Origin of the sequence: Lederbergia galactosidilytica (assembly GCF_017873565.1) — a bacterium.
Classification (GTDB): Bacteria; Bacillota; Bacilli; order Bacillales; family Bacillaceae_C; genus Lederbergia; species Lederbergia galactosidilytica.
This window is the reverse complement of record NZ_JAGGKH010000026.1, coordinates 37,595-50,831: the sequence shown is the minus strand read 5'-3', so window position 1 is coordinate 50,831 and position 13,237 is coordinate 37,595. Positions and strand designations below refer to the sequence as shown.

The 13,237-nt window shown below is 35.8% G+C and carries 14 protein-coding genes; 3 read left to right on the top strand and 11 right to left on the bottom strand.

Annotation, left to right across the window (positions count from 1 at the left end):
• Positions 1-107: 107 nt before the first annotated feature.
• Both J2Z23_RS19920 and J2Z23_RS19915 read right to left on the bottom strand, forming a co-directional pair.
• Positions 108-668, bottom strand: a complete 561-nt coding sequence (locus J2Z23_RS19920; RefSeq protein ID WP_209974949.1) for a DnaA N-terminal domain-containing protein — start codon at positions 666-668, stop codon at positions 108-110.
• Between the two features lie 288 nt (positions 669-956).
• Complete coding sequence (locus J2Z23_RS19915) at positions 957-1,214, bottom strand: hypothetical protein (RefSeq protein WP_209974948.1); 258 nt, start codon at positions 1,212-1,214, stop codon at positions 957-959.
• A 287-nt stretch (positions 1,215-1,501) separates the two neighbouring features.
• Here J2Z23_RS19915 and J2Z23_RS19910 point away from each other — a divergent pair, with 287 nt between their 5' ends.
• The gene (locus J2Z23_RS19910; RefSeq protein ID WP_209974946.1) at positions 1,502-1,813 is read left to right on the top strand and encodes a hypothetical protein; all 312 of its coding nucleotides are present in this window, start codon (positions 1,502-1,504) and stop codon (positions 1,811-1,813) included.
• Between the two features lie 183 nt (positions 1,814-1,996).
• Here J2Z23_RS19910 and J2Z23_RS19905 read toward each other — a convergent pair whose 3' ends face one another.
• Entirely contained in the window at positions 1,997-2,215 is a 219-nt protein-coding gene (locus J2Z23_RS19905) for a hypothetical protein (RefSeq protein WP_209974943.1), read from the bottom strand.
• A 52-nt stretch (positions 2,216-2,267) separates the two neighbouring features.
• The gene (locus J2Z23_RS19900) at positions 2,268-2,552 is read right to left on the bottom strand and encodes a hypothetical protein (protein ID WP_209974941.1); all 285 of its coding nucleotides are present in this window, start codon (positions 2,550-2,552) and stop codon (positions 2,268-2,270) included.
• A gap of 162 nt (positions 2,553-2,714) precedes the next feature.
• On the opposite strand from J2Z23_RS19900, the gene J2Z23_RS19895 reads away from it, so the two are divergent.
• Positions 2,715-3,407: a MerR family transcriptional regulator gene (locus tag J2Z23_RS19895; RefSeq protein ID WP_209974939.1), complete on the top strand. Its 693-nt coding sequence runs from the start codon at positions 2,715-2,717 to the stop codon at positions 3,405-3,407.
• A gap of 537 nt (positions 3,408-3,944) precedes the next feature.
• Here J2Z23_RS19895 and J2Z23_RS19890 read toward each other — a convergent pair.
• Complete coding sequence (locus tag J2Z23_RS19890) at positions 3,945-4,514, bottom strand: dihydrofolate reductase family protein (RefSeq protein WP_209974937.1); 570 nt, start codon at positions 4,512-4,514, stop codon at positions 3,945-3,947.
• A 119-nt stretch (positions 4,515-4,633) separates the two neighbouring features.
• On the opposite strand from J2Z23_RS19890, the gene J2Z23_RS19885 reads away from it, so the two are divergent.
• Positions 4,634-5,575, top strand: a complete 942-nt coding sequence (locus tag J2Z23_RS19885; RefSeq protein ID WP_209974936.1) for a helix-turn-helix transcriptional regulator — start codon at positions 4,634-4,636, stop codon at positions 5,573-5,575.
• A gap of 896 nt (positions 5,576-6,471) precedes the next feature.
• Here the strand turns inward: J2Z23_RS19885 and rlmD are convergent.
• From rlmD to J2Z23_RS19855, 6 genes are all read right to left on the bottom strand, one after another.
• Positions 6,472-7,842 carry a 23S rRNA (uracil(1939)-C(5))-methyltransferase RlmD gene (gene rlmD, locus J2Z23_RS19880; protein WP_209974934.1) on the bottom strand — a complete coding sequence of 457 codons (1,371 nt, stop codon included), beginning with the start codon at positions 7,840-7,842 and terminating at the stop codon, positions 6,472-6,474.
• 4 nt (positions 7,843-7,846) lie between these two features.
• On the bottom strand, positions 7,847-8,722 hold the full coding sequence (locus J2Z23_RS19875; protein ID WP_064468324.1) for a DNA-3-methyladenine glycosylase family protein: 876 nt from the start codon (positions 8,720-8,722) through the stop codon (positions 7,847-7,849).
• 159 nt (positions 8,723-8,881) lie between these two features.
• Complete coding sequence (gene pdaA / locus J2Z23_RS19870) at positions 8,882-9,679, bottom strand: delta-lactam-biosynthetic de-N-acetylase (protein ID WP_057987502.1); 798 nt, start codon at positions 9,677-9,679, stop codon at positions 8,882-8,884.
• 75 nt (positions 9,680-9,754) lie between these two features.
• A complete protein-coding gene (locus J2Z23_RS19865) occupies positions 9,755-10,552 on the bottom strand; it encodes a YfkD family protein (RefSeq protein ID WP_209974932.1) in 798 nt (265 codons plus the stop codon).
• A gap of 80 nt (positions 10,553-10,632) precedes the next feature.
• On the bottom strand, positions 10,633-11,685 hold the full coding sequence (gene cax / locus J2Z23_RS19860; protein ID WP_174517091.1) for a calcium/proton exchanger: 1,053 nt from the start codon (positions 11,683-11,685) through the stop codon (positions 10,633-10,635).
• Between the two features lie 639 nt (positions 11,686-12,324).
• The gene (locus tag J2Z23_RS19855; protein ID WP_083492427.1) at positions 12,325-13,191 is read right to left on the bottom strand and encodes a YihY/virulence factor BrkB family protein; all 867 of its coding nucleotides are present in this window, start codon (positions 13,189-13,191) and stop codon (positions 12,325-12,327) included.
• Positions 13,192-13,237: the final 46 nt, after the last annotated feature.

Sequence of the window (13,237 nt, the reverse complement as noted above, 5' to 3'; positions counted from 1 at the left end):
CGTGTTTGTCAAGAGCGATTGCGGTAGCTTACCACCACATTTAGACCGTAGAGCTACGTTTAGGCTTTTGTTTTCATAGAATTTTTGACACTACCCTATCCTGACTATTATTTACGTCTAAAAAACGAACCAAATATTCCATTTTCCCTACATTTATGTTTTTCACGAATCCTTTCATTTCCTGCATATATTCTTTTTTCAGCATGTGACAAACCTAAATCGGCTAAGGGGAGATTTAAACTTCTTGTTATTCTTTCATTTTCTTTCCTTAATCTTATTGAATGATTGGACGGGGTGATTGTAGGTATTTTAACGCTTACTTTTTTATATTTGACTTGACTACTATTTTTATTTGAATTTATGACTTCTTTGCTGATTGAAGAGCAAGGATCGCTTTCTTTCCTCTCTTCTTTAGTTTGTGGATAGGTAACCTGCACTTTAAAATCTTGCCCCGTCAAATCTTTTAGCACTGCAATAAAATGGTGCACGTATCTTTCTGCAATCCACTCCTTAGCAAATTCACTGGCTGCATTGATTACAATCGTATTACCCTCCGCTATTTGTCCGGATAATGGAGCAATCCACGTGTCGTACATAGGCTTTGATAGTCGTTGTTGTACCTTTTGTAAGACAATCTCCCAAAGCTCCTGTGCTTCGTCCCTGTCCATTTTACCCACCCCTTTAATTTCGATTTGTGCATTAACTTCCCGTGATTCTTTCCATTACATTGACTATAGTCAAAATAAAAAAACACCTGTTTAGTTACAAGTGTTTTTGCTTCAAAATTTTATTAAATTGTGAGATGAATGAATACTGGTTCATTTTCTACACCCTGTTCAATTGATTTATTAACCATATTTTAGCTTTCTATTTTACTATATGCAAGCCCCTTTACCCTTTTAAGCAAGGAGTAATTACTTTCCACTTCGGTCTTTTCTTTTGGAATGCTTTCTTTACTATTTTTTCTCAATCAAATCTCGTAAAAACCCTAAAAAGTCATCATCTTCCAAGTAAAACAAGTCAACAAAAGCCATTGGTTGCTTATCTTTTCTTGAATTCACTTCGTAACCTTTTCGATAACCAAACCCATTATTTTTATTTGAATATTCATGTTCTAGTGAATCAATTAATTGAAAGAAACGCATATCTGGCTGCTGTTCCCATAATTCATTTATAAAATCTAATATTTTCTTCATTCTTTTCGGATCTCTCATCCAGCTATCCCTCCCAATTATCTCTTATTTTCATCCCAAACTGCCTCTACTCCCATTTCACTATGCTTAAATATTGCTTATTTCTTGAACCAAATCTTTTAATGTTTATAATTTTGGTTAATATAACCCAACAGGCACTGATAGTGATACATAAGAAGAATTAACTGCCAATATTTAATAGTTGTTATAATTATAATATATATTCAAAAATTAAGTTCATAACTTATGGGTGTGGAACCGCACTAGATAATGAATACACATTAAGTAAGTGGAAGGAATGTAATGATATGACAATTGATAAAAATAATGAAAAAATTAGAGAGGAAGTAAAGTTAGATATTGCAAAATCCTTAATTGATACACTTTCTGTACCATTCATAGCAGAAAAATTGGATTTAGACATTGAAATAGTACAAGACATAAAAAAAGATTATGTACAAAATGTAAATATCAATAAAGCCAAACAAGAAATAAGAGAGGAAGTTGCTAGATCTTTAGTAGAAAGTCTTGCTGTTCCATTTATTGCTTCAAAAGTTGGTGTTCATATGGAAAAAGTGATGAAATATAGGCAGGAGTATGAGCAGGGGCTGAAGAAGTAAGCCCTGTCTCCTAATCAAAGCAGTGTGGTATTCCTATAAACGCCACACATTTTGGTACCAATATTAGCAAGGTATTTGAAGGGAATAAAAATAGAAAAAAGACTGAGTCGCTATTGGACCCAGCCCAATTTATGGATATAGATTAGCTGATGTTAAAGACAACTATTATTCTTGTCTTTATTTTCAAATCAGAGATTTGACTTTTGCAAAATCCAATAAAATCCCATTTCTAACATCAATTGCGTTTTCTTTCTTACTTTGCATAGATTGTGATTGGAAACCTACACTTAACTCACGAATTACCTTTAGAAAGTCTGGGAACACATTATCGAGATATAGATCATAAATATCCTTCACAATTCTGTAAACTTGAATTTCTTGCAAATAATCACCACTGTACATTGTAAAAGTAAACGCATCTAAATCATTAAAGTGTTGAACGTTAATCCAAGTTTCAACCCCTCACAATATTTTCGGGCGTAAGATGGTCAGGGTTGGGAGTACGCATTAGGTGTCCTTCATAATCAAAATACAGTACTTGGAAGTCTTCTACTAACCCATCAATAATATGTTCCCCCAATTTAGGATCAACACCCCACATTTTCAAATTTTCAGCCTCTTGACCATAAACGGATTTCTTAGCGATTGGTAACATAATAACTTTGTTGTCAGATTTCCCCACCAGCCCCACTTCAATTTCAGTACCGTTTAATAATCTTACATTTTTAGTATTTTTCAATGAAATCACTCCTAAACGCTTTATACTTTAACAATACAACATTCATGCAACATTTCAGTTTCACGCTTTTTCGTCCCTATACAATGCGTTTTTCAATTTGATATGTTAATGTAGCACTTGAATGTTTTACTTTAATTATTAGAAAGTAGGAATGAAAGTAAGATGATCTATTCCCCAAAACAAATTTCAGAATATCTAAATGTTAGCACCACCACATTAAGGCGATATGAAGAACAAGGCTTAATTGTAGATGTGCCAAGAACAAACGGAAACCATAGATATTACACACAGATTCATTTTCAAGCATTTATTACGATACGAGCACTTCTTCAATGCTATGAAATCCCTGTTGTTTATGAAGTGATGAGAAAAATAAAGGTTCAAAATATCAAAGCAGCATTTTGGCTAATCAATGAGCAACAATTCGAATTAGAGAAAGAAAAAAAGCGTGTAGTAGAAATTTTAGACGTGATAAAAACCACGGATTTCAAAAGCTATGAAGGAATAAAAGTAAATGACAGGATGAGTATTGGGCAAGTCGCTGAAATTGCTGGAGTAAACACCTCTGCGATACGTCATTGGGAAAATGAAGGCTTAATATGTTCAAAACGTGATAAAGACAATGGGTATAGAATGTATACCGTAAATGAATTACGCAAAATTCTTCTTATCAGTAGTCTTAGAAAAACTGTTTACTATATAGAAAATATCCGGGAATTACTGAAAGACTTGGATACTAAAAGTTTTAAGAAGATAGACCGCTCATTTACTTTAGCTTTGGAGAACCTTGACAAAAAACTTCAGAAACAATTTTTTGGAATAGGAGAATTGATAAAATACATAGAACTTTTTTAAGTTCGGCAGCAATAAAACTAGTTTATGCTGAAAAGCACGATGTTCACCTAAAATTTTGTTTTAGGGTATGGAACATTTAACCACTACAATTGAGATACCCCCCTATTCGGGGCAGTAATCAAGAAAGCAACAGGAGATAAAAAACAGAATCACCACCTTTTTCCTCCCTTTTCTCCGTAGCTATTATGTATTCTTCCAGACTGTATAGAAAAAAATTAAAACAACATAAAAATACGCATTGCCCCCTCGGACAAGAGATTGAAGAATATCGAACAAACAAAAAGGACTGAACCCTTATTGGATCCAGCCTGAATTTGTATTGAGTTAGGTTGGTAAAAACCAAGGTGAAAGTAAATTTCCTCCTCAACTAATGAAGGAGTTTGCAAAATAAGTATCATTCAAATCCTCGGAGTTTTTCTTCCTGTAACTCCATTCTTCCCTGATGGAACTATGTTTGTATCGAAGTGGAAAAAGAATCAAGAGAAGAATGGTAGAAGCATTTTTTACCGATGAGGTACACATCATTATGCTGGTCCATTACCCTTCATTAAGGTGATAGCAAAGTTGAACAACGCCTGATGAAAATCTTTTTGTTTCAACCAATCTTAGATTCACTCTCTCTTTTATGTCAATAAACAACGGTTTCCCTTCTCCCAAAACAACCGGGTGAACAGATAATCTAAATTCATCGACAAGCCCTAAATTGATAAAACTGGTAATAAGACTTGCTCCACCATATAACCAAATACCTTTGCCAGGCTTCTTCCTCAATTTAGTTACTTCTTCAACAATATTATCTTTTATGAAAGTCACATTTTCTTCTATCCCTTCTTGTGTTCTGGAAAAAACATATTTCTTTTTACTATGAACCAACTTCCAAATTTCCTTATCGGCTTCGGAGTCATCATTGTTTGGAATATATTGTCCCCATGAATCATAGCTCTTTCTGCCATATAAAATAGTATCAATTTGATTCAAAAAATCAGTGAATCCCATATCAGGATCCATAATGCACCAATCAATCTCTCCATTCGGTCCCTCTATAAATCCATCTAACGTAACCGCTAAATCTAAAATTACTCTTCTTGCTCTCTCGTTAATGGTCATACTTTTATCTCCTTTTATTTTATAGTGTTTACCTTGTTGATAACAATCATAAGGTATAAACTATACTATACGTAAAACATGACAAGTAATGACATGATTAAAAGAAAAAGGTGAGAAAAATGTCAAAAGCCAAGCGTCTATTAGATATTCTTATGTTTGTTACCAAAAAACAAAAGTTTACTGCACAAGAAATAGCAGATGAATTTCATATATCCATTCGCACTGTACATAGATACATTTTAGATTTGTCTGATATGGGATTGTCAATTTACTCTGAACAAGGTCGAAATGGGGGATATACAGTATTAACAAGTAGACTTCTTCCTCCTATTTTATTTACAGAAGAAGAAGCTGTTTCTATCTTCTTTGCTTTCCTATCTCTGAATTACTATCGCAACTTGCCTTTTGATACTGAAATTTCCTCGGTTGAACATAAATTATATAGTTCACTCCCAAGTGAAGCTAAAATAAAAGTAGATAAAATTCGTTCTTATATTGCTTTTTGGAACCCTAAAAGAACGATTGATACTCCATTTTTAAATGATGTTTTGAAGCATTCTATTGAGAATAAAAATTTACACATTCAATATGAATCTAAATCAGGTATGAGAAAAAAACATATCCGTCCAATCGGTGTATATGCTCATGATGGATTATGGTATTTGCCTGCTTACGATTATCATAAGAAAAAAATATTACTGTATCGTGTAGATCGCATTCTTTCCATATTATCAACTGAAAAAAATGAAGATGAATTCATGAATTTAAAAGAATGGTTCAACTTTCATGAAGTAAAAAGCCCAATTCGACTGTATGTGCATTTAACTACGGAAGGTGTCCGTCAATGTAAAAGTGTTCCTTATTTAGATGGCATTGTAGTCACCCAAAAAGATGGAACTGGTTACATAGATACTATCATAGATAGAGGTGAAATTAATTTTATAACTTCACTATTTTTAAGACTTGGAATCCATGCACGTATTTTAGAACCAAAGGAATTAATAGTTGGATTACGTAAACAAGCTCAAGAAATCTTATCTATGTATGAAGATAAGGATTAAAGTATTTATTTTTTATCCCCCTAAAACGAGAGGCTACTCAAGTTCTGTAAAAAAACCACCCTTAGCTTTTGGTTGAGCGATTCGGGGTGGTTTTCTTTTTTTATTAACTCATTCTTCTATTCTGTTGCCCTCCCAACTGTATCAATCCGAAGGGCTTTGGATCCCCTCCGATGTTTTTTCAATATCATTTCAATTACTTTCTCCACATTCATTCTTGATTTCCCCCAAAAAAACTTAGAAATTAATGGAGCGTACCCTTTATCAGTATTTGCCACCTAATAGCATTACAGTATTTCTACTATTTCTCCCTCTTATATCCCAAACCCATATTATGGATGAAATATTACAAACCAAACTAAATTCTTTTCTCTACTATGTGTCGAGATTTTAAACTCCTCCGAAATCCCCCACCCCCAACCCGCATTCCTTCGTCCGAGTTAAAATAATGTTTTCCGACCGAACCCCGTTTTCCACCCTTTTTTGGTTCAAAAATGACCGTTTTCCGTCTCTTTTTCACGTGTTTTGTTCACGTTTTTTCAGAGTTAGAATAAAGTTCACCGAGAATGGAAGTAAGAGAAAATCGAGAAATGAGTATTGGAATGAAGAAGAAACCACTGGTAAAACCGCTGGAATGATCTTGGGCTGTTCTTGGAACTGTTATGGAGAGTAAATTGGATAAAGTGAGGAACCACAAGGGATAGAGGAGAAAAGAAGCTGGGAAAGAAGAGATGGTTTGGTGGTTTTGAGTAAGAAAAAAACCCCGGAATTCCTGTTGGGGAAAACCGGGATAATATTGAATTAAACATGGAAATCGGAAATGTTTATTATTATTGAAACAAGAAAAATTGAGCTGAAAATCGGTAAAGTATATTATCTGTCGGAAGTGTTTATTTTAGTTAGACAACTTTCAAAACAAACTTCACTATCACCTCAACATGACTCGTCTGCGGAAACATATCCACTGGTTGCACGTATCGGACTTCATATTGTTTGCTGATCGCTTGCAAGTCTTTGGCGAGTGTGGATGGGTTACAGGATACATAGATAAAGGTTTTGGGTTTAATTTTTAATAAGGTTTTGAAAAATTCAGGATCACAACCAGTCCGTGGCGGGTCGACGATGATGACGTCAGGATGCCACCCTTCCCGCTCCCATTTTGGGAGAATGTCTTCGGCTTTTCCGGTGACATACATCGCATTGTTGAGATGATGTTTGGCTGCATTCTTTTTCGCGTCTTTGATTCCTTCGCCAATGACGTCCATTCCTCTTATTTCTGCTGCTCCCTCTGCTAACCATAATCCTATTGTTCCTACACCACAGTAAGCATCAACGATTTTTTCTTTTCCTGTTAAATTTGCTGCCTTTTTTACTTCATCATATAATTTGATCGTTTGTTCTGGGTTTAGTTGAAAAAAAGCGCGGGCCGATAATTCATAAGAAAAGGCACTCATTTTCTCCTCGATATAGTCTGTACCTGCTAGTTTCTGTGTTTTGTCGCCAAAAACTAGAGACGTTTTCTTTGGATTGATATTTTGCATAACAGAGACGACCTCTGGAAGCCGCTTTTTGATTTCCTTCCCAATCATGTCCTTACGCGGGAGTTCTTTTCCTGTCGTCACAATCACGACTTGCACTTGCCCTGTTTCTACTCCCACACGTACTACGATCGTCTTCACAATCCCTTTTTTCGTTTTTTCATTGTAAATTGGTATACGAAAATCTTCAAGGATTCTTCTTACCTCATTATTCACTTTATTCGTTATCGGGTGCTGGACGATACATTCAGGTACCGAGATGAGTCGATGAGAATTCATGCTATAGAGACCCGAAACAATTTTTCCTTTCATTTCTCTAAGCTGAAATTGACTTTTATTACGATATTTCCATGGGTCTTCCATTCCAATCGTGTCTCGTATTTCTAATTGCTCAACGGAAAACTTCGTATACCGCTCCAGCGCTTGAATCACAATATCACGTTTGGCTTTAAGTTGTTGGGCATACTCTAGATGTTGTAGTTGACAGCCACCACATTGTTCATAAACAGGGCAAGGGGCTTTAACGCGATGTGGGGAACGCTTCCTTACCTTTTTCACGATCGCTTCGGTAAATTTCGGGTGGGCTCTGACCGCTTCTACAACGACTTCTTCTCCCGGCAACGCCCCAGGTACAAACACTACTTGTTTTTTGAAATAGCCGACTCCTTCTCCATTAATTCCAATTCGTTTTATGGTAAGGGGGAATTTCTGATTTTGCTGTATTTTTTCCATATGATCACTCCGCTTGTGGTTCGATGCTTCTCCATAAATAGAGGGTGGCATAACTTAAATATGGTTCCCATTCCCGGCTATACTCCAACATTTCTTCTTTCGTCGGTTTTAGCTCAAGCGCAAATAACTTTTTTATCGCATTTTGAATACCGATATCTGCCATCGGAAATAGATTCGCTCGCCCTAGGCCCGACATTAAGAAAGACTGGGCTGTCCAAGGTCCAATACCGCGAATCTTCACTAATTCTTTCTTAATCTCTTCATCCGAAAGCTTAGCCAATTCAGCTAAATTTAATTCTTTGTTTGCTATTTTCTGCCCTAAGCCAATTACGTATTCTGCTTTTCTCTGACTAAATTTTAAATCCCTTAATTGCTCAGGTTTTAGTTGAGAGATTGTTTCAGGTGTTGGGTAAAAAGGGACCCCATCCATTTGAAAACCAAACCTATGTACAAATTCAGTTGTTAGGCGAATGGCAAATTTCATATGGATCTGCTGGTGAATCATCGCTTTAACGACAGTTGTATAGGGAGCAAAATCCAATACAATCGGTGTTCCGTGATGGAGAATAAAAATATCTTTTAATGAAGTCTTTAAAAAATGGTCATGTATTTCCTTTAAGGAAATATTCCATTGAAAAATCGTAAAGATCCTGTTTAATACTTTTTCTTTTGTTGCTTCTTGATGGCCACTGACTATAAATATAGGCTGATCTGTAGTACCTATCGCTTGGATAGTCGCAACCTCAGGTTTTTCACCATAAATCGGGACACAGGCCCATCTTTCAAAACGATTCAATTGATTTAATGGATCCATTTCTAAACGACTTAGAGCTAAATCAAAATCATAAGGACCGTTAATCGCAATCTTTTCTTTCCACATGAACAAAACCCCAATAAAAATATTTTCTTTAGTATAGCACATGGGAAAAATCAATGAATAGTGTGGTTAATCCTTTTTCCGGGATTTTATCTGGGTTGATTAGCTTATGCATTATCAAAACTAAAAGGCCATCCAAAGCTTGGATAGCCTTTCATTCCTCTACATTGTTAAAGCCGGATTTTTTATTTGTTCTTTCATTACAAAATCATCCAAGCTTTTGAAACTGTAGCCTTGTTTTTTCAAGTCTTGAATGACCTTTTCAAGCGCATCTGCATTGTCCTTTGAAACGGAATGAAGGAGCAAAACAGCTCCTGGATGGACTTGAGCTAAAATCTGGTCATACGCATATTTCCAGCCTTTTTGATGGTTGACCTCCCAATCTTTATAGGCTAATGACCATAGTACATGCGTATACCCCGCTTCTTGGGCAACCTTTAATGTACGCTCACTTAAAATTCCTCTTGGTGGTCGCAGATACTGCATTCCTTTTTGTCCGGTGATTCGCTCAGTTTCTTTTTTTACCTTATTTAATTCTTGTTTAATTTTCGGGACACTCATATTCGTTAAATCTGGATGGCTCCAGGAATGGTTGCCGACAATATGACCTTCATTCACCATTCGTTTTGTTAGATCAGGAGCCGTTCTTAAATAATGTCCTGTGACAAAAAAAGTTGCCGGTACTTTTTCTTTTTTCAATACATCGAGAACTTGTTTTGTATAGCCGTTTTCATATCCATTATCAAAAGTTAAATACAAAATTTTATCATCAGGGCTTCCTTTGTAAAAAGCGCCATATTTCTCAAGTAAGGCTTCGTATTCTTGGCCAGCATCTGCTTGTTCCCCATTTCCAGCTTTCTTAAAGCCCCAATGGATTGCATTATTTGAAATCGCTGATACTGACTGAACAAATCCAAATAGCAGGAAAAATACTAAGCCAATATTAATTACTTTTTTCATCTATTTCTCCTTTCCACCTTTTTCATAGCTTTTTCTTATCGTCCATTTTCATGTGTGACAAAAAGAACCATTTGATCAAGGTGTTACTTGAAAGGTGAAATATAGATGATCTTGGATTGGTAACCATGCCCCTATTTTTTGTGAAGTAACATTTTTCACGACAATTTCACGCTTCATCCCGCGAATGACGACATAGACCTCTCCATAAGTGACTTCCCCTTTTTCGACGATGGCTGGGACATAGGCGTTTAAATGACCAACTTTTTTCGGGTTTACATTATAGACTTGATGATGTTTCGTTCCTGCTCCAACCATTGTTTCCAAACTTAAAGGCAGCTTCGTTTTTTTTCTAGTTTTTAGTAAGATCATGTTCTGCACATCCTCGGCTTGTTCAACCTTGGAAGTTAATCCGCCTTTAATTCTTTTCTGGATTTGTTGAGCATAACTCATTTGTTGATTTACTTTCCCTGAACTATTATCATACGTATTTGTATTCACTTTTTGATACTGCCAATTTGGGGTTGATTGTTCAGATTGATAATTCAATGGGAATGTTCCCATAAAAATTGTCGCCCGCATTCCGAGGGCAAATGGAGATTTATTGATAGATGATTCATTCAATATTTTAATTAAATATGGATTTTCAATTGGTTCATTTGAGGATTCCAGTAATTCTTTCGTAAATTCACTCGGTTTTAAATGAGGAAATTCTTCGTCTTGATTTGGATTTGTGTTTTCTTTTTCAATATTAATGATAGAAGATGGTAGTTCAATGGTTTCTTTTTTGGACTGTTCTTTTGCTAAAGTATAAGAGCTTGGATCACTTAGTAATAAGGTAAAGACCAGTCCAAAAGCTAAGGTGTATTTTAACATAAAGGCAAACCCCTTTCTATTTTGAAATTGTTTAGTTGTTTGCCTTTATGTTTTTCAGAAAGTCTCCAGTTTATCCATACTTACAATAAATAAAACCCAATCCCCATAATTAAATAGGCAGCAACAAGAGTAGCCCCTTCAAACCAATTGGATTCCCCATCATTTGATATCACAATATTAAGAAGAACAGCTGTCACCATTGCGATGATTTCTGGGACGGTAAAAACAAGTGGCATGGATTGTGAGAAAAATAAAGAAATCAGCACTAAGAGTGGGGCAACAAACATCGCAACTTGTAAGGTAGAACCAACAGCAATTTCCACAGCAACATCCATTTTATTTTTAAAGGCCATTAACACTGCGGAAGCATGTTCTGCTGCGTTCCCTACGATCGCTACAATAATAACCCCAATAAAAAGTTCCGTCCATCCCATTTGTTCCCCTACCGTTTCGAAAGTATGGACTAGCTTTTCAGAAATATAAGCAACAACAAGGGTAGCTAACGCAAGAATTAAGATTGCCTTGCCTTTACTCCATTCTGGCTCTTCTGTTACGACATTTTCATCTGCATCCTTCGTATAAACACCACGATGGGTGACTAGTTTAAATAATAAAGCTGCGATATATAATAAAATTAAAATGATCGCAATTCCTACACTTAGAGTCATCGTCTTTGTCTCTGTTAAATTTTGACTAAACATTTCCGGGATAACAAAGGCGACAATGATAGCGAACATTAATAATCCCGAATTATGTCTCGCATCAAACACATTAAATTTTTGTACTTTAAATTTAAGGCCGCCAATAAAAAAGGATAACCCACCAACAAGCAATAAATTCCCAATTACGGAACCTGTTAAGGATGCTAGTACAACTCCGATCAGACCTGCTTTTAATGAAAAGATCGAGATGATTAATTCAACCGCATTCCCGAATGTTGCATTTAACAGCCCACCTACTCGTGGACCTACAACAAGGGTTAAACTTTCAGTTGCTCTCCCCATAAAACTTGCTAGAGCAACGATCGTTAAACAATAAATGATAAACATTAATATGGTTGGAAAATGAAGCAAACCTCCAATAACCGATAAAGGTACTCCGATAATCAACATAATTAGAAATATTCTATTCATAATCGCTTTAGCCTCCTATGAAAGACACAAGCGCCTTGTAAAGCTAGGCGCTTGGAAATCACTCGAAACACGACTCATATTTATATTTCCAAATTCTATCAAAAAAATTCGTCTTTCCAACTATGCCCTATATTGAAAACCGTTATTTGAACTTAATTAGCGATAAACCCTATTTTAAGAGTCGCCTTTCTGATTTTCCCATTAGTTAACTGCTTAACTTACGATTGCAAATGTTTTCTCCATTTCGATTGAGTCTATTATTGATTGAATCATTATTGATTGAATCATTCCACAGTTTCATTCCGTTACGATTAAAGCTTTTTCCATTTTCTTTTTATCTAGATCTTGTCCTTTTATTTTAAAATGAATTGAAATCTTTTGAACGGGTCGAGGCTCTTTCTCACTTCTTTATGCATCAACTTTCGATATCTTCAAATGCCATTCGCATTTTCTCTAACACTTCCCTGAGCATACCAGCACTACAAACAGCAATCGCAGAAATCAATAGCGGATATGGACGAACCCTCTAACTTTCATCCCCCGAAACATCCAACCTTCCGTATGGAAACTCACTATAAAATCCTCCAGCACTCATCTTAAACACCATACATTCCCCCTTCCTGTAACCGTGATCGTTGCTTAAGTGTTTGGTCTTCTATTGTCTTCACGTTCACCTAACAAAGAGTTCAATTCTCCTCCCACCATGATAATGATAGCGGAAAGATAAAACCATAACATCAACACAATCATTGCTCCTAAGCTCCCATATGTAGAAGTGTAATTCCCAAATTTAGATACATAGAAGGAAAAGCCAAAAGAGACGATTATCCAACCAAGACTAGCGAATAATGCTCCTGGTGCCGCAGTCTTAAATTTTACTTTCGTACTTGGTGCAAGTAAGTAAATCGCGAAAAAAATAATAAATAAGATAATCGGCGTTAATGTCCAACGTATGACTCCCCAGATGTGCAGGAATTCGTTAGAATAACCTAAATAGGAAAACACAAACATACCCAATTGTTTCCCGAAAACAGGGACCAATAACGCAAGCAAGAAAACGAAAATCATTGCTAAGGTTAAAATAATCGCCAAACCTCTTGCTAAAATAAAAGGCCTTCCCTCTTCCACGTCATATGCACGGTTCAAAGATCGCATCAGACCGTTCATTCCATTCGATGCAGACCAAATTGTACCGATTATCCCGATCGATAACAGACCACCATTTCGATTAGCCATCACTTCATCTAGTGTTTTGCGAACCATATTAAATGAATCTTCTGGCGCAAATTCTTTTATGACATTAAACAGATCATCCTGACCCAATGGTGTGTAAGCCAAAAGAGTTGTCATAAAGATTAATAACGGGAATAAAGATAACAGAAAAAAATAAGCTAGTTGTGCAGCCATCCCCGTTACATCATTATCCATAATCTTTGTTATTAAGCGTTTAATAAATTTGATCATGAGCTGGGATCTTTTACGCATCTTAATTTTTCGCGTTCGCATACCGCCCGCCTCCATTCCATCCATTGCTGTTATTTTACCTTTTTAA

Excerpts from the sequence above, each read along its gene's own strand:
- J2Z23_RS19920 (WP_209974949.1), bottom strand. The coding sequence starts at position 668 with ATGGACAGGGACGAAGCACAGGAGCTTTGGGAGATTGTCTTACAAAAG.
- J2Z23_RS19915 (WP_209974948.1), bottom strand. The coding sequence starts at position 1,214 with ATGAGAGATCCGAAAAGAATGAAGAAAATATTAGATTTTATAAATGAA.
- J2Z23_RS19910 (WP_209974946.1), top strand. The coding sequence starts at position 1,502 with ATGACAATTGATAAAAATAATGAAAAAATTAGAGAGGAAGTAAAGTTA.
- J2Z23_RS19905 (WP_209974943.1), bottom strand. The coding sequence starts at position 2,215 with ATGTACAGTGGTGATTATTTGCAAGAAATTCAAGTTTACAGAATTGTG.
- J2Z23_RS19895 (WP_209974939.1), top strand. The coding sequence starts at position 2,715 with ATGATCTATTCCCCAAAACAAATTTCAGAATATCTAAATGTTAGCACC.
- J2Z23_RS19890 (WP_209974937.1), bottom strand. The coding sequence starts at position 4,514 with ATGACCATTAACGAGAGAGCAAGAAGAGTAATTTTAGATTTAGCGGTT.
- J2Z23_RS19885 (WP_209974936.1), top strand. The coding sequence starts at position 4,634 with ATGTCAAAAGCCAAGCGTCTATTAGATATTCTTATGTTTGTTACCAAA.
- rlmD (WP_209974934.1), bottom strand. The coding sequence starts at position 7,842 with ATGGAAAAAATACAGCAAAATCAGAAATTCCCCCTTACCATAAAACGA.
- J2Z23_RS19875 (WP_064468324.1), bottom strand. The coding sequence starts at position 8,722 with ATGTGGAAAGAAAAGATTGCGATTAACGGTCCTTATGATTTTGATTTA.
- pdaA (WP_057987502.1), bottom strand. The coding sequence starts at position 9,679 with ATGAAAAAAGTAATTAATATTGGCTTAGTATTTTTCCTGCTATTTGGA.
- J2Z23_RS19865 (WP_209974932.1), bottom strand. The coding sequence starts at position 10,552 with ATGTTAAAATACACCTTAGCTTTTGGACTGGTCTTTACCTTATTACTA.
- cax (WP_174517091.1), bottom strand. The coding sequence starts at position 11,685 with ATGAATAGAATATTTCTAATTATGTTGATTATCGGAGTACCTTTATCG.
- J2Z23_RS19855 (WP_083492427.1), bottom strand. The coding sequence starts at position 13,191 with ATGCGAACGCGAAAAATTAAGATGCGTAAAAGATCCCAGCTCATGATC.